The 14,068-nt window shown below is 51.6% G+C and carries 16 protein-coding genes; 8 read left to right on the forward strand and 8 right to left on the reverse strand.

What is annotated here, in order from left to right:
• From CAG64_RS02500 to coaBC, 4 genes are all read right to left on the reverse strand, one after another.
• Positions 1–632, reverse strand: a 632-nt coding sequence (locus CAG64_RS02500) for an acyltransferase family protein (protein ID WP_161489267.1), incomplete at its 3' end; no start/stop codon positions are given.
• 73 nt (positions 633–705) lie between these two features.
• Positions 706–1,656: a Kdo(2)-lipid IV(A) acyltransferase gene (locus tag CAG64_RS02505; RefSeq protein WP_021704602.1), complete on the reverse strand. Its 951-nt coding sequence runs from the start codon at positions 1,654–1,656 to the stop codon at positions 706–708.
• A 5-nt stretch (positions 1,657–1,661) separates the two neighbouring features.
• Complete coding sequence (slmA, locus tag CAG64_RS02510) at positions 1,662–2,252, reverse strand: nucleoid occlusion factor SlmA (protein WP_021704601.1); 591 nt, start codon at positions 2,250–2,252, stop codon at positions 1,662–1,664.
• 113 nt (positions 2,253–2,365) lie between these two features.
• Positions 2,366–3,580, reverse strand: coding sequence for a bifunctional phosphopantothenoylcysteine decarboxylase/phosphopantothenate--cysteine ligase CoaBC (coaBC, locus tag CAG64_RS02515; RefSeq protein WP_161488487.1), 1,215 nt, complete (start codon positions 3,578–3,580; stop codon positions 2,366–2,368).
• A 221-nt stretch (positions 3,581–3,801) separates the two neighbouring features.
• Here coaBC and CAG64_RS02520 point away from each other — a divergent pair, with 221 nt between their 5' ends.
• The 7 genes from CAG64_RS02520 to CAG64_RS02550 all read left to right on the forward strand — a co-directional run bounded on the left by CAG64_RS02520 (position 3,802) and on the right by CAG64_RS02550 (position 9,778).
• A complete protein-coding gene (locus CAG64_RS02520; protein WP_161488488.1) occupies positions 3,802–5,469 on the forward strand; it encodes a methyl-accepting chemotaxis protein in 1,668 nt (555 codons plus the stop codon).
• 116 nt (positions 5,470–5,585) lie between these two features.
• Entirely contained in the window at positions 5,586–6,260 is a 675-nt protein-coding gene (gene radC / locus CAG64_RS02525; protein WP_161488489.1) for a RadC family protein, read from the forward strand.
• A gap of 517 nt (positions 6,261–6,777) precedes the next feature.
• The gene (gene rpmB / locus CAG64_RS02530; protein ID WP_021704597.1) at positions 6,778–7,014 is read left to right on the forward strand and encodes a 50S ribosomal protein L28; all 237 of its coding nucleotides are present in this window, start codon (positions 6,778–6,780) and stop codon (positions 7,012–7,014) included.
• 13 nt (positions 7,015–7,027) lie between these two features.
• A complete protein-coding gene (gene rpmG / locus CAG64_RS02535) occupies positions 7,028–7,195 on the forward strand; it encodes a 50S ribosomal protein L33 (RefSeq protein ID WP_002535344.1) in 168 nt (55 codons plus the stop codon).
• A gap of 182 nt (positions 7,196–7,377) precedes the next feature.
• Positions 7,378–7,851 (forward strand): hypothetical protein, encoded by a 474-nt coding sequence (locus tag CAG64_RS02540; protein ID WP_161454053.1) that lies wholly within the window; start codon positions 7,378–7,380, stop codon positions 7,849–7,851.
• Between the two features lie 47 nt (positions 7,852–7,898).
• Complete coding sequence (mutM, locus tag CAG64_RS02545; RefSeq protein WP_161488490.1) at positions 7,899–8,735, forward strand: bifunctional DNA-formamidopyrimidine glycosylase/DNA-(apurinic or apyrimidinic site) lyase; 837 nt, start codon at positions 7,899–7,901, stop codon at positions 8,733–8,735.
• Between the two features lie 35 nt (positions 8,736–8,770).
• A complete protein-coding gene (locus CAG64_RS02550) occupies positions 8,771–9,778 on the forward strand; it encodes an NAD-dependent epimerase (protein WP_161488491.1) in 1,008 nt (335 codons plus the stop codon).
• A gap of 19 nt (positions 9,779–9,797) precedes the next feature.
• Here CAG64_RS02550 and coaD read toward each other — a convergent pair whose 3' ends face one another.
• Genes coaD through CAG64_RS02570 form a run of 4 tightly spaced genes read right to left on the reverse strand, consistent with a single transcriptional unit; the run spans position 9,798 to position 13,207 of the window.
• A complete protein-coding gene (coaD, locus tag CAG64_RS02555) occupies positions 9,798–10,289 on the reverse strand; it encodes a pantetheine-phosphate adenylyltransferase (RefSeq protein WP_040902335.1) in 492 nt (163 codons plus the stop codon).
• Positions 10,270–11,313, reverse strand: a complete 1,044-nt coding sequence (locus CAG64_RS02560; RefSeq protein WP_161488492.1) for a glycosyltransferase family 4 protein — start codon at positions 11,311–11,313, stop codon at positions 10,270–10,272. Before CAG64_RS02560 ends, coaD begins: the two co-directional genes overlap by 20 nt.
• Complete coding sequence (locus CAG64_RS02565; RefSeq protein WP_021704591.1) at positions 11,310–12,092, reverse strand: glycosyltransferase family 2 protein; 783 nt, start codon at positions 12,090–12,092, stop codon at positions 11,310–11,312. Before CAG64_RS02565 ends, CAG64_RS02560 begins: the two co-directional genes overlap by 4 nt.
• Positions 12,089–13,207, reverse strand: coding sequence for a glycosyltransferase family 9 protein (locus CAG64_RS02570; RefSeq protein WP_161488493.1), 1,119 nt, complete (start codon positions 13,205–13,207; stop codon positions 12,089–12,091). The genes CAG64_RS02565 and CAG64_RS02570 overlap by 4 nt, the downstream gene beginning before the upstream one ends.
• A gap of 123 nt (positions 13,208–13,330) precedes the next feature.
• Here CAG64_RS02570 and CAG64_RS02575 point away from each other — a divergent pair, with 123 nt between their 5' ends.
• Positions 13,331–14,035 carry a 3-deoxy-D-manno-octulosonic acid kinase gene (locus tag CAG64_RS02575; RefSeq protein WP_161454057.1) on the forward strand — a complete coding sequence of 235 codons (705 nt, stop codon included), beginning with the start codon at positions 13,331–13,333 and terminating at the stop codon, positions 14,033–14,035.
• Positions 14,036–14,068 lie beyond the last annotated feature (33 nt).

The following is a 14,068-nucleotide window of genomic DNA, read 5'->3' on the forward strand; positions in this document are numbered from 1 at the left end:
GGGTAGAAATATGCAAGCCCCCCAAAAGTCATTTCCCATGCACGAGTTGGCAATAAGTAATAAGATGATTCTGGCCAATTTAGAGTTGAAAAAACACTAATTATAAATCCAAAAAATGTTAAAATAAGCAGGGTTATTCTTATGCCATTTTTAGGAAATAATCTATTTATGAGTATAACTAGTACAGGATAGAGAATATAAAACTGCCATTCTACAGATAATGACCACGTATGTAGAAGCCACTTATCTTTTGGAGTGGAATCAAAATAACCAGAATCTAACCAGTAAATGATATTTGAGAAAAAGCCTAAACTACTATATACGTGAGTTGCTAAGTTTGCATAATCAGTTGGCTTGAGTAATAGAAAATATCCTAAAATTAATGAAAATGCGGTCACAAAAACTAAAGGTGGAAATATCCTTTTAGCTCTGTCTGAATAGAACCCCATTAAACTAAATGACTGATTCTCTAGTCTATTGACAATAATACCAGTCATAAGAAATCCAGAAATGACGAAAAATACATCTACACCTGCAAATCCACCAGGTATCCAATTGAAGTCCAAGTGGAATAAAAGGACAGCAATTACCGCAAGCGCTCTAAGGCCATTTATATCTTTTCTAAAAGTCATATAGTGCTTTATTCGAAATAATGAAAATTCTTAAAGGTTAACTTTAAAGAGTGTTGTAACTGTAACCCACCTTTTAACGGTAACGAATGCCTTTCGGCTGGCTTTCGTCCTGCATAGTTTTGTAGCGTTTGTGCAGCCACATCCATTGTTCTGGTGCGCGTAGGATCAGGGCTTCCACGTACTTGTTCATATACGCGGCGGCGGCGACTTCATCTTTTTGTGGATAGTCTTTTTCAATTGAGGTATCGGCGTAGATCTCATAAAAACCCTGCGCGTTGCGAAAACCCGATCCGGTCACAATCGCACTTTTGCTGGTGTAGGCCAGAATACTGGTGCCGGTGGTGGTGCAAGCGTCTTGTACGGCGAAAAACGGCACAAATACCGACTTGTTGCGGCCATAATCGTGGTCTGGCAAATAGAACAGCAACTCACCTTGGCGCAACACGCGAATCATTTGTTTGACGTCTTTACGGTCAATCAGTTTATTGCCGTTATGAGTGCGGCCCCAATATTGGATAAAGTTGTACGCTGGGTTGTCGTGCGGACGGAATGCGCCGTAACCCGGTATGCCGAGTACACCGAAGGCTCGGGCGGTGATTTCCAGATTGAGTGCGTGCACGCAGCACAACAGCACCCCTTGGCCATTTTGCTGATGCCCGCGCAGCGCACTGGTGTCTTTGTCGATAATACGGCGTTTAAAGCGCCAGGTTGGCCAGAACCAGGTAATGCCTGTTTCGATCAGCGCCATTCCGGTGTTTTTAAAGTTCTCTTCCACCATGGCGGTAATCTCATCGGCGGGTTTATCCGGAAAAGCCAGTTCCAGATTACGGGTCGCCACATGTACCCGTTTTTTGCCATAGCGCATGCCAATAGCGCCGATTTTTCGGCCAATAAACAGCAGGATACGGTAGGGCAGCAGGTTTACGACCAGTGCCAGAAAGCCAAAACCCAGCCACACGCCCCAGTTGCGGGGGTGAAGCAACGCGAGAGAAAACTCAGGTTTGCCGTATTTTTCTTTACTCATAGTCTCTACTGAATTTGTGCACTTAGCAGCGCCCAGTACTCTTCAAAATTCGCGGTCGGTTGATATTTGAAGTCTGAACGGACAAAACGGTTCAGACTGCCCTCGACCTGACCAAGCAACTGGGCGGCCAGAATGGATTCGTCTACCGGGAAGGATTTGCCTTCACGAAGTTTACGTTCACGCAAGATCTGACGCAGCGAGGTTTCGATGCGCTCAAACAGTTGGTTGATGCGATCGCGCAGACGCTCATTTTCAAACATTAGAGCATGCCCCGACAAAATGCGTGTCAGGCCCGGGTTACGTTCGGAAAATGCGAGGATCAACTGCAGTACCAGACGGATTCGGGTCAGGGTATCCTTTTCTTCATCCAGAATGCGGTTGATACGTGACATTAAAGACTCTTCGATGAACTCGATCAAGCCTTCAAACATGCGCGCTTTACTGGGAAAGTGACGATACAGCGCCGCTTCCGACACACCAACTTGTTTGGCCAATTTTGCCGTCGTGATGCGCGATCCGCCATCATTCGACTCCAGCATTTGCGCAAGCGCCTGGAGAATTTCTTCACGACGATTTGATTTTCTTGTGCCGGCCATGTTTTGTCCTTTATATACTACTGATAAACAACTACTAATTATTTTTATAAAGCGGTCAGCCGGGCCGGCCGCTTAACCGTTCGAAGCGTTTTTATCTGAAAACGAATCCTCGATTACGCAGGATTGCCTGTCAGTTGGTGAGCGATGTGCAGCAAAATTGCGTGGGCGAGTGCTTGCTTAGACGCCAGTGGCAGTGCCTCTGAGCCCTCTTTCCACAACACGGTGACGGCGTTGTCATTGCTGTTGAAGCCTTGCCCTTCTAACGAGACGTCATTGGCGCAAATCATATCAAGATTCTTTTTCTCTAATTTGCTACGTGCGTACTTTTCCACGTCCTGTGTTTCCGCCGCAAAACCGACGGTGAACGGGCGATGCTCCGTCATTGCCGCTACTGACGCAACAATGTCCGGATTTTTGACCAGGGTCAGTGTCATCTTGTCGCTGTCGTCGGTCTTTTTGATTTTCTGTTCGGCAACCGTTTGTGCTCGGTAGTCTGCAACCGCTGCGCAGGCAATGAACACCTGATGTGTCTTGGCATGTGTCATGACCGCCTGATGCATCTGCTCGGCGCTGTTGACGTCAACTCGAGTGACGCCAGCGGGCGTTGGCAGTGAGACCGGGCCACTGATAAGGGTCACTTCAGCACCCATCTGCGCGGCGGCCTGCGCCAGGGCATAGCCCATTTTGCCTGAGCTGTGATTGGTGATATAGCGAACCGGATCTAGCGCTTCACGGGTCGGGCCTGCGGTCAGCAGTACGGATTTGCCTGCCAGCGGCTTTGGACCGAAAAAGTCGTTGCAGTGTTCAACCAACTGCATTGGCTCCAGCATGCGACCCGGGCCAACATCACCACAGGCTTGTTCGCCCGCTGCCGGTCCCCAGATCAGCATTCCCCGCTCGGACAGGGTCGCGAGATTCGCCTGCGTGGCCTGATTGCGGTACATCTGTTGGTTCATCGCCGGAGAGACCGCAATAGGGGCATCTGTCGCTAGCACCAGCGTGGTGAGCAAATCGTTGCCCATCCCGGCGGCAATGCGGGCGATCAAATCGGCAGTGGCGGGCGCGAGCAGCACCAAATCGGCCCATTTGGCCAGTTCGATATGGCCCATCGACGCTTCAGCCGCCGGATCGAGCAAGCTGTCGGATACTGGTCGGCCGGAGACCGCTTGCATGGTCAACGGAGTAATAAATTCTTTTGCCGCTTTGGTCATTACGACCTGCACTTGTGCGCCGCGCTCTATCAGTCGTCGGGTTAACTCTGCGCACTTATACGCCGCAATACCGCCACTGATGCCAAGGAGGATTTTCTTTCCTGCGAGTGTTTGCATGTCGCCATCCATACCAATTCGTCAAAACTGGGCCAATCTTATCACAACTCTGACGGAGAGTTAGGTTTCCGCTGACACAGTTGAACTCACAGAATTGGCATCCGGTTCTCCTACGTGGTCAGTGCAACTGAAAAACTTCCGTGTGCTTCACAGACATTCCGAGTTTGCACTGCATGATAGGCGCATAACTCGCTGAAAATAATTGATAATAAGGCAAAATAATGAGAAGTCGGAATAAATTACTGTTACTGACCCTGATCCCTTTGATCGCCATTACGGCCATGGTGACCGCAGTGAATTACTGGAGCGGTATGCGTTCACTAGATGAGGAATTGAGCCGTTACCGCGCTGAGTTGCTGGAGACGCGTAAAGCGGAACTCAAGGCCTATCTGATGATGGGGGTGACGGCGATTAAACCGCTTTACAATGCCGACCAACAGGGGGAAAACCAGGCTCGCGCCAAGACCATTCTGAAAGCGATGCGTTTTGGTGACGATGGCTATTTTTTTGCTTATGACTCGCAGGGCATGAACACTTTACACGCCATTAAACCGCAACTGGAAGGCAAAAACCTGTATGGCCTGAAAGATGAAAATGGTGTGGCCGTGATTGCCGGACTGATCTCGGCGTCCAAGCAGAGCGACGGCTTCCTCAATTTCTCCTGGCACAAACCGACGATCGATGCTCAGGCTCCCAAACTCGGGTACGCCGAATACTTGCCTAAATGGGACTGGGTGCTCGGTACCGGTATTTACATCGACGACATCGATACTCAGGTGGCGGCATTTCGTCACAGTAGTTTGGCGGCATTAAAAGCACAAACGCTGTTTGCGATTGGCCTGTCGGTGGTCGGGCTGCTGCTCACCGGTGTGGTGGTCAGCTTGCTGGTGTCGCGCGGTATTCTCCCTTTGCAGCACATCGCCGCGTCACTGGAAGATGTCGCAGCGGGCGGCGGCGATCTGACTGCGCGCCTGCAGGTTGAGACTCAGGATGAGGTTGGCGATGTCGCCCGGGCGTTTAACCAGTTTATGTATAAGCTGCAACCGCTCATCGCTGATATTCGCACTTCGGCGCAAAGCGTACAAAGCGCGTCACATGATCTCGACGATCAAACCAGCTACGCCAGCCAGCAGATGCAGAATCACTGCCTGGAAACTGACAAAGTGGTCACGGCCGTCACGGAAATGAGCGCGACTGCGCGCGAAGTGGCTGGCAATACTCACGCGACCGCTCAGGCGATTGATTCTGCCAATCAGCAGATAGATGAAGCGCAACGCGAAGTCAGTGATGCGATTGAGGGCATCGGCAAGCTGGTGGATGAGGTCAACCTGACTTCGGATGCGATTCAGGATCTCAGTGCTCAAACCGCCCAGATCACTCAGGTGCTGGACGTGATTGGCGGCATTGCCGAGCAGACCAACCTGCTGGCGTTAAATGCGGCGATTGAAGCCGCGCGAGCGGGTGAGCAGGGACGCGGGTTTGCTGTCGTGGCGGATGAGGTCCGTTCGCTGGCGAGTCGCACTCAGAGCAGCACCCATGAGATTGGTGACATGCTCAAACAACTGCAAAGTGGGGTGGCGCGTGCGGTGACCACCATGAGTGCCAGTCAGCAACGGGGTGAGCAGACCGCTCAGGAATCGGTTCAGATCAAAGAGTCGTTGGCCGGCATTCAGCAGGCGGTACGCACCATTCATGATATGGGCATTCAGACAGCGTCCGCGGCGGAAGAGCAGAGTGTGGTGGCCGAAGACATCAACCAGAATCTGGTGGCCATTCAGCATATCGTCACCCAGTTAAGTGATAATCTGCAACGCTCAGAAGCGATCAGCGCCAGTCTCTCGGCCTCCGGACAAGAGATGGGACAACTGGTCGGGCATTTTAAACTCTGAGTGACTGCTCAGTTACACTCCCCGTCCGCCCGGCGTTGATAAACCCCAAGGGTCGCTTGCGCCCTTTGGGGTTTGCTGTTCTATATACGGGGTTATTGTGCTTGCTGAGTGAACCCATGAGCTTTAAATCCCTTCCCAATGAATCCATGCCACGTGAAAAATTGCTGCGTCGTGGCCCACAGTCACTGTCTGACGCCGAATTGTTAGCGATTTTTCTGCGGACGGGGACGCCGGGCATGAATGTGTTGGCGTTGGCCGATAAGCTGCTGCAGGATTTTGGCTCGCTGCGTCAGCTGTTCTCGGCTACTCAGAACGAATTTTGTCAGCACAAAGGGCTGGGCCAGGCCAAGTATGTCCAGTTGCAGGCCGTACTGGAGATGACCCAGCGTTATCTGGCGGAAACGCTTAAGCGTGGCGGGGCGCTGACCAGCCCGCAGCAGACCCGGATGTATCTTTCCAGTGTCTTGCGCGATCGCCAGCGTGAGGCCTTCTACGTCTTGTTTCTCGACAACCAACATCGAGTGATCAGCGACGAAGTGATGTTTGAAGGTACGTTGGATGCCGCCAACGTTTACCCGCGCGAAGTGGTCAAGCGGGTATTACATCATAACGCTGCTGCGCTGATTGTGGCGCACAACCATCCGTCAGGAGTGGCGGAGCCGAGTCAGGCCGACCGGCGCATTACGCAACGTTTGAGCGATGCGCTGGCTTTGGTCGATGTCAGAATTCTCGATCATTTTGTGATTGGCGATGGTGAAGTGGTGTCGTTTGCCGAGCGTGGTTGGTTGTGAAGCGGTGCGAGCCTCAGATTTGAGGGAGTTAAACCCTCAAATCGGCGCTGTTGCTGTGATATTTTCTGTGTCCGACTGGCGGACAATAGCAAAGCTGCTTTACATACAGAATCGGATTGATTTGGCTTTATAATCAGATTGATATGAGATAATGGCATACAGTTTAGTCGCCAAAAAAGCGTCAGGTTAATCGTGGTTTTTATTCGGCTGGTGCCGAAAGCCGCCTGTGGTGTGTGGAAAGGCCGAAGTTTTTAGTTGTTCACCTGCGAGTTTCTGCTACAATCCCCCGACATTTTTTGAACTATTATCAGCTCTGCTTAAAAAAAGATCACGAAAACCCGTAAAAAGGATCTGTTCGGGTCTTGAGCAATACTAGTCAAGTTAGTATAATGCGCGACCTTTGATAGCCTTGTATGGATTTTCCATAACGGTTTTTAACCTCTAACTTCTGATTGGAAATAGAGAGGTTCGGCCACCAAGGTTGATATCGAGCTGAAACGATTTGGAGAAGACATTCATGTCCCGAGTATGCCAAGTAACTGGTAAGCGTCCAGTAACGGGTAACAACCGTTCACACGCACGAAATGCTACTAAGCGTCGTTTTCTGCCGAACCTACAAACTCATCGTTTCTGGGTAGAGAGCGAAAAACGTTTTGTTAAACTACGTCTGACTGCTAAAGGCATGCGTATCATCGACAAGAAAGGCATCGATGCTGTTCTTGCTGATATCCGTGCTCGTGGCGAAAACGTTTAAGAGGAATTAGGCAATGGCTAAAGGCATTCGTGAGAAAATCCGTCTGGTATCTTCTGCAGGTACTGGTCACTTCTACACAACTGATAAGAACAAACGTAACATGCCAGGCAAATTTGAGATCAAAAAGTTTGATCCAGTAGTTCGCCAGCACGTTATGTACAAAGAAGCGAAAATCAAGTAATTGATTTCGCCTTTGTAACTTCTCTCGTAGAAGTCGCAGTTGAGAAAACCCAGCTTTCGAGCTGGGTTTTTTATTGTCTGCTATTCTGCTTCTTTGGTTCGGAGCACCACTGCGCTGCGCCTTAGCGGCGAAATCATGTATACTTTTTGAGTCTCAAACAACGATAGCGGTGTGCCTGCCTGATGAAACTGACCCGTCGCCAGTGGAACAATGTGCTGATTCTGGCCATTATAGCGTTCATTGCGGTGTTGAATGTGCCGAGCTTGATCCGTACTTATCTGCTGGAACCCCAGTTGGCCCAGCCATCGGCCGCCCCGTTTCTGCTCGACCCTAACCAGGAAGTGGTTGCTATTTATGCCACGCGCTGGTCGCTGGAGAAGAATCAGGGCCGCTGGCGGCTTGATCCGCCTGCGCAAACGGCGCCTGAGGAGTTGGCTCAACGCTGGCTGGCGCTGCAGGGTACGATTGTGGATGAGGCAACTTATCGCTCATTGAGCGCTGGCTTAAGTTCACCGGTCAGTATCGAGGTGTGGTATCGCAATATCGAAGAGCCACAACGTATTACCTGGTATCAGACGGAGCAATTTGCTCTGTTTCAAAACTGGCAACAGCAGTGGATTGCGATTTCGGTTCAGCCAGCCTATCTGTTACCCTGATGGCGTAAACGCCGTTACCCAGTTGAATATCATAGAAAGAAGTACCCATGCCTGAATTACCAGAAGTTGAAGTCAGCCGAATGGGGATCAGCCCGCATCTTATCGGCCAGACGATCCGTTGTTTTACTTTCCGTACTCCTAAGCTGCGTTGGCCGATCCCGCACGAGCTGAAAGCGCTTGAAGGTCAGGTGGTGCGTCAGATCAGCCGCCGGGCGAAGTATCTGCTGATTGAAACGGACGCCGGTTGCGCCATTGTTCACCTTGGTATGTCCGGATCGTTGCGGGTACTGGATGGTGAGTTTGCGCCGAGTAAACACGATCACGTGGATCTGACGCTGACCAATGGCAAAGTACTGCGTTACAACGATCCACGCCGTTTCGGTGCCTGGTTATACAGTGAACCGGGTACTGAGCATCCGGTACTTGGTCACATGGGGCCGGAGCCGCTCAGTGAGGTCTTTACGCCTGAGTATATGCTGGAAAAGGCCGCTAACAAAAAGGTGGCGGTGAAGCAATTCGTTATGGACAACAAAGTGGTGGTCGGCGTCGGCAACATTTACGCCAATGAGTCGTTGTTCAAGGCCGGTATTCATCCGCTGACACCAGCAGGTACACTGACGCTTTCCGACTGGCAGCGCCTGATACCTTTGATCAGGCAGACGCTGGAGACGGCGATCACGCAGGGCGGAACTACTCTGAAAGACTTTGCTCAGGCAGATGGTAAACCGGGCTATTTTGCTCAGGAGTTGCAGGTCTACGGTAAAAAAGGACAACCGTGCTTACGATGTACCACCCCGATTGAAGAGCTGAAAATTGGCCAGCGCAATTCGTTTTTTTGTCCCCGATGCCAGCTAAGAGCGGAAACTCCGAACAAAAAAGGTTAGTATACAAACAGTTGCCCATCAAAAGGATTTGACGGATGAAGTTTTTAGTAACAGGCGCTGCTGGATTTATCGGATCGGCTGTGGTGGAACGTTTGTGCGCTGAAGGCCATGAAGTGATCGGGATCGATAACCTCAATGCTTACTATGATGTGCGTTTGAAAGACGCGCGTTTAGCCCGTGTGGCACACCAGCATTTCACTTTTCTGGAACTGGACGTTGCTGAGCGCGAAGCCATGGCCCGTCTGTTTGCGGACGAAAAATTTGATAAAGTGATTCATCTGGCGGCGCAAGCCGGTGTCCGTTATTCAATTGATAACCCGATGGCTTACGCGGACAGTAATTTAGTGGGTCACCTGACCATTTTGGAAGGCTGTCGACACCATCAAATTCAGCATCTGGTGTACGCTTCCTCCAGTTCGGTATACGGTCTCAATCGTAAAACACCGTTTAATACTTCAGACAGTGTCGACCACCCCGTCTCCCTGTATGCCGCCACTAAAAAGTCCAATGAGTTGATGGCGCACACCTACTCGCATCTGTATGGTATCCCGACCACAGGTCTGCGCTTTTTTACGGTCTATGGTCCCTGGGGGCGTCCGGATATGGCACCGATCAAATTCACTCGGGCGATTCTCAGCGGTGCAGCGATCGATGTGTACAACAACGGTGATATGCTGCGTGACTTTACCTATATCGACGATATTGTGGAAGGTATCATGCGCATCAAAGATGTGGTGCCGCAGCCTGACTCTGGTTGGAGCGTCGAGACGGGGACACCGGCGACCAGTTCCGCGCCTTACCGAGTTTACAATATTGGGCACGGCAGTCCGGTCAAACTGATGGATTACATCCAGGCGTTAGAGTCTGCGCTCGGAGTGCAAGCGCAGAAAAATATGCTCCCGATGCAGCCGGGCGATGTGTACGTCACTTATGCCGACACCGAGGATTTGTTCAAGGCGACTGGTTATCGTCCTCAGGTTGGGGTAGAGCAAGGAGTGAAAGCGTTTGTTGATTGGTACAAACGCTATTATTCCATCGATTAAACAATAGAGGGGAGACCTTTTATTTTTGTATCTTGGTTTTGAGGGCCTCTGCCACGGCGGCCGGAACGAATCCAGCCACTTCTCCGCCGTGAATCGCCACTTCCCGTACGATGGTGGAAGAGATAAAAGCGTATTCTTCTGCTGGGGTAAGAAAGATACTTTCCAACCCGGGTAGCAGGCGTCGGTACATGTTGGTCAGGCCAAATTCATACTCAAAGTCGACCGTGGTTCTCAGACCGCGCACCAACAAGTTGGCTTTTTCATCACGGGCAAAATCAACCAGTAGTCCACTGAAACCTTTAGCACTGACATTGCCAAATTGCTGCGTGGCCTGTCTGGCCAGCTCAACGCGCTCTTCCAGCGTGAACATGGTGTTTTTGGATGGGCTGGCCGCCACCGCGATCACCACTTCATCAAACATGGCTGCCGCGCGTTGGATGATATCCAGATGTCCGTTGGTTAGCGGGTCAAAGGTGCCCGGGTAAATGACTTTATTGGCCATAAGATGCATCAACCTTCTGATAAATGTCCTGATACAGCAGAGCGGTGTGCTCGATGTAAAAATCTTTGAGTTTGTATTGAGCGCCAGTGAGCAGACGCTGGCGTAGCGCTTCGTTCTGACTGAGTTGCACGATTGCCTCTGCCAGTGCTGCGGCGTCACCCGGCTCGATCAAGCGGCCCGAAACACCGTCTTCAATGATATCCGGAATGCCGCCGGCATTGGTTGCGATCACGGGCAGGCCACTGTGCAGACCTTCGAGAATCACTGAGCCGAGGCCTTCAGTATACGAAGGGTGAACCTGCAGATCGGCCGCGCGAAACCAACTGCCCATATTGGATTGCTTGCCCACAAAGCTCAGATTACTCAGCCCGGTTGCCAGGGTTTCCAATGTGGTGCGTTCTTTGCCGTCACCTAATAGGGCGAAATGAATCTCAGGATGGCTTTGTTCCAAGCGGCGAGCCGCTTCAATCGTCACATCAAACCCTTTGTGTGTCAGCATGTTAGCTGCATGAATCACCAAGTATTTATTTTCAAAGCGTTGACGAATACTGGCTGCCTCAGTCTCATCGACCGGATAGCTGACTGGCGAACTCGGGATCTGGTAGGTGGTCAGCACGGGGTATGCTTCACTGATTCGTCGGACTATCTCACGGCTGAGACCGACCACGGCCATGGCACGACGGTATGCCATATTCGCCAGCCACTTCTTCTTCATTTTGTTATCGATGCGACGGGTCACGATGTAAGGGACGCCATGGAGTACATTTTGGAGCAGCGCCCAATAAATGGCTCGCCCTTCATGTACATGGATCAGTCTACAGCCGTCGGTGACGGACCTCGCGTGTGCCTGGAAATAGTTTTTTGCCAGCACCAGTTGACAGTCGAGTTGCCGAATGGCATCGGCAAACGGGCTTTTCGGATTGGCAACGACCGTCAGTTGATAACCCATCTCTATCTGTTGTTTGATCAGCTGTAGGGTTTGATTTTCGCCACCGTGGTAACCGGAGGCCAGATTCACATGGCAGATGTTCATTGCTTGTTGCCTTGTTGTTTGACGTACTCACGCAACCACAAATCGGCGTAGCGGGTAAAGGTGGTATTGGCGCTCAGTACCGCCAACAGAAAACCGTGCTTGCCATCAAGAAAACCACGTTTGATTACGTACATTTTCAGGAAGCGGAACAGTCCGTGCATCACTGCCCCCGCGAGAGAAGAACGTTTGCGACCTTCGCGTTGATCGGCCCACGCCTGCATGTATTGCTGAGTTTTGCGCGTGTATTCGTTCAAACGCTCGTAGGTAAAATGCTTGAGGCGGCCGTTAAGCGACGTCACGCTAAAACCATCAGGGATCATCACACTTTCATGCACCAGAGCATCGTTGTAGTGCGTGTCCTGAGTCCGGTACAAACGTACTACCCAGTCCGGAGACCAACCGGAATGGCGAATTTCTTTTCCAAACGCGGTGGTGAGACGGTTGATTCGATAGAGCGTATCGCCGGAGTGTTGGCTTATTGCGGTTTGAATATCCGTTTTGAGTTCGGGAGTGACGCGTTCGTCGGCGTCCAGCCACAGGATAAAATCCGATTCCACATAGGCTTGCGCGCGTTGTCGCTGAGGGCCAAACCCGGGCCAGTCTGCACTGGTGAAAAACTTATCGGTAAACTGACGCGCGATGGTTTCGGTGTTGTCGGTGCTGCCCGAATCGAGGATCACGATTTCATCGACCCATTCACAAACACTCTCCAGGCAGGCCTGAAGATGACGGGCTTCATTTTTGACGATCAACGTGACCGCTAAGGTTGGTTTACTCACTCGTGTGCCTTTTGATTGTGTTCACTGGCGCGATCCGCGCTCAGCTTGGAATGGTCGATGGTAAGTATAGAGAAATCTTGCACGGCTTTGTCCAGCATGGCGATCACTTGGTCGGACGTGATGCGCTGCATTGCGTGTTTGTCTTTGACTCGGGTACGCCAGTCCAACTCGCTGATCGGCTTGTGGTGTTCGGCTTGAATCGCTTCGTCATAGGCGGAGACAACGTATTCGCGATACTGGTATGGACAGGTACGGTCCGGATTATGATGGGCGTAAAGACCAATCACGGGTGTATTCATGGCATTGGCCATATGGGCCGGGCCGGTATCTGGGGCAATCACCAGATCCGCTCTATCCAGCAGGGCCAACATCTGCTTAATGCTACTTTGACCGACCAAGTTCGTTACGGGCTGGCTGAGTCGCCTTTCCACAGCTGTGGCCAGATCCACTTCCACCTTTGCCGGGCTGCCCGCTAAGGTGATGTGAAAGCCCAGAGTCTGGGCGTGATGGATCACATCGGCATAGCCTTCGGCTGTCCAGTTCTTATACGCTTTGCTGGCCGCCGGTACGATGACCAGATTCTTTTGGTCGGGGCTGAGTGCCTGCTGCGCCCACTGTCTGTCACTCCCCGAGTAGGGGATATGCCACCTTGGAGTCATGTCTGTGACCCCCAGGTGCGTACCGAAAGCGCGTAAACCATCCAGGACATGCGGTGCCTGAGGAGAGGGCACCTTCACATTGGTAAACAGCGTCTGGAAGTCCTGAGCGCGGTTGGCGTCAAAACCAAGCTTATAGCGAGCTTTAATGCCCAATGTGGCGACACTGGCGCGCAAAGCGTACTGCATGTGCAGCAGTGCATCGAACTGCTGTCCTTTCAGTTGATTCCACAGATCACGGTAGGCTCGCCAGCCGCGATTTTTGTCAAACACCACCACGTCGATACCGGGCAGATCGTCAATCAACTGGGCTTCCAGTTTCCCGGTTATCCAGGTAATGGCCGTGGTCGGCCAGGCGCGCTGAATCGCCTGAACGGCTGCAACGGTATTGCACACGTCGCCAATGGCAGACAGGCGCAAGACACAGATAGACTTTGGAGCGGATGAGAACAGGGTCATTCGATATTTCATAGTAGAAAAAGCTAACAGGAATTATGCAGATAGGGTGAGAAAATGTAAAATCCTCTGTCAATATGACCTCGTCGGCGCTCATTTACCGGCTGCAACTGCATAGGCAACGATGTGAAAACACAGCAAAGAAAGAATCAGATGATTTGGTATGACGAACAGTTGTTGTCTGAAGACCCGCATCACTGTTTTGACCCGCAATTTTGGCAAGCTCAAAACAAAATCCTGGGCAGCGCGCAAGGGCGTGGCACTACATGGTTCGTGCAAACCGAAAAGCTGGCTGCGGCGCTGCGGCACTATCGGCGTGGCGGGTTGTTTGGCAAGTTGGTCAACGATCACTACTGGTTCAGTGGCTGGACGTCCACTCGCAGCTATCTTGAGTTTGATTTATTGCAGCGGCTGCGCCAGGCCGGCGTGAACGTGCCGCGTCCGATTGCCGCGCGAGCAGTGCGAACCGGTTTACTTTACCAGGCCGATTTGCTGAGTGAAAAAATTCCCCATGCTCGTGACTTGGTGTCGGTATTGCAAAGACAGCCGCTGGACGAAGCGTTGTATCTGAGCATCGGGCAGATGATTCGGCGTATGCACGACGCGCAGGTTAATCACACTGATCTTAATATCCACAACATTCTGCTTGATGACCAGCAGCAGGTGTGGCTGATCGACTTTGATAAATGTGCCGCTCAGCGCGGTGAACGCTGGAAAGCCGCTAACCTTGAGCGTCTCAAGCGTTCTTTTGTTAAAGAGCAGCAGCGCGCAGGTATCCACTGGCAACCAGCGCAGTGGCAGGCCATCCTTACGGGCTACTCCAGAGACTGAGTCAGTCTCCTCAGCCGTAGCTCTGCCATGATG

Source organism: Vibrio sp. V38_P2S17PM301 (assembly GCF_009904845.1).
GTDB lineage: Bacteria > Pseudomonadota > Gammaproteobacteria > Enterobacterales > Vibrionaceae > Vibrio > Vibrio proteolyticus.

Coding starts and splice junctions, on each gene's coding strand:
- slmA (WP_021704601.1), bottom strand. CDS start 2,252: ATGGCCGGCACAAGAAAATCAAATCGTCGTGAAGAAATTCTCCAGGCG.
- CAG64_RS02505 (WP_021704602.1), bottom strand. CDS start 1,656: ATGAGTAAAGAAAAATACGGCAAACCTGAGTTTTCTCTCGCGTTGCTT.
- rpmB (WP_021704597.1), top strand. CDS start 6,778: ATGTCCCGAGTATGCCAAGTAACTGGTAAGCGTCCAGTAACGGGTAAC.
- rpmG (WP_002535344.1), top strand. CDS start 7,028: ATGGCTAAAGGCATTCGTGAGAAAATCCGTCTGGTATCTTCTGCAGGT.
- mutM (WP_161488490.1), top strand. CDS start 7,899: ATGCCTGAATTACCAGAAGTTGAAGTCAGCCGAATGGGGATCAGCCCG.
- CAG64_RS02520 (WP_161488488.1), top strand. CDS start 3,802: ATGAGAAGTCGGAATAAATTACTGTTACTGACCCTGATCCCTTTGATC.
- CAG64_RS02560 (WP_161488492.1), bottom strand. CDS start 11,313: ATGAACATCTGCCATGTGAATCTGGCCTCCGGTTACCACGGTGGCGAA.
- coaD (WP_040902335.1), bottom strand. CDS start 10,289: ATGCATCTTATGGCCAATAAAGTCATTTACCCGGGCACCTTTGACCCG.
- coaBC (WP_161488487.1), bottom strand. CDS start 3,580: ATGCAAACACTCGCAGGAAAGAAAATCCTCCTTGGCATCAGTGGCGGT.
- CAG64_RS02550 (WP_161488491.1), top strand. CDS start 8,771: ATGAAGTTTTTAGTAACAGGCGCTGCTGGATTTATCGGATCGGCTGTG.
- radC (WP_161488489.1), top strand. CDS start 5,586: ATGAGCTTTAAATCCCTTCCCAATGAATCCATGCCACGTGAAAAATTG.
- CAG64_RS02540 (WP_161454053.1), top strand. CDS start 7,378: ATGAAACTGACCCGTCGCCAGTGGAACAATGTGCTGATTCTGGCCATT.
- CAG64_RS02570 (WP_161488493.1), bottom strand. CDS start 13,207: ATGACCCTGTTCTCATCCGCTCCAAAGTCTATCTGTGTCTTGCGCCTG.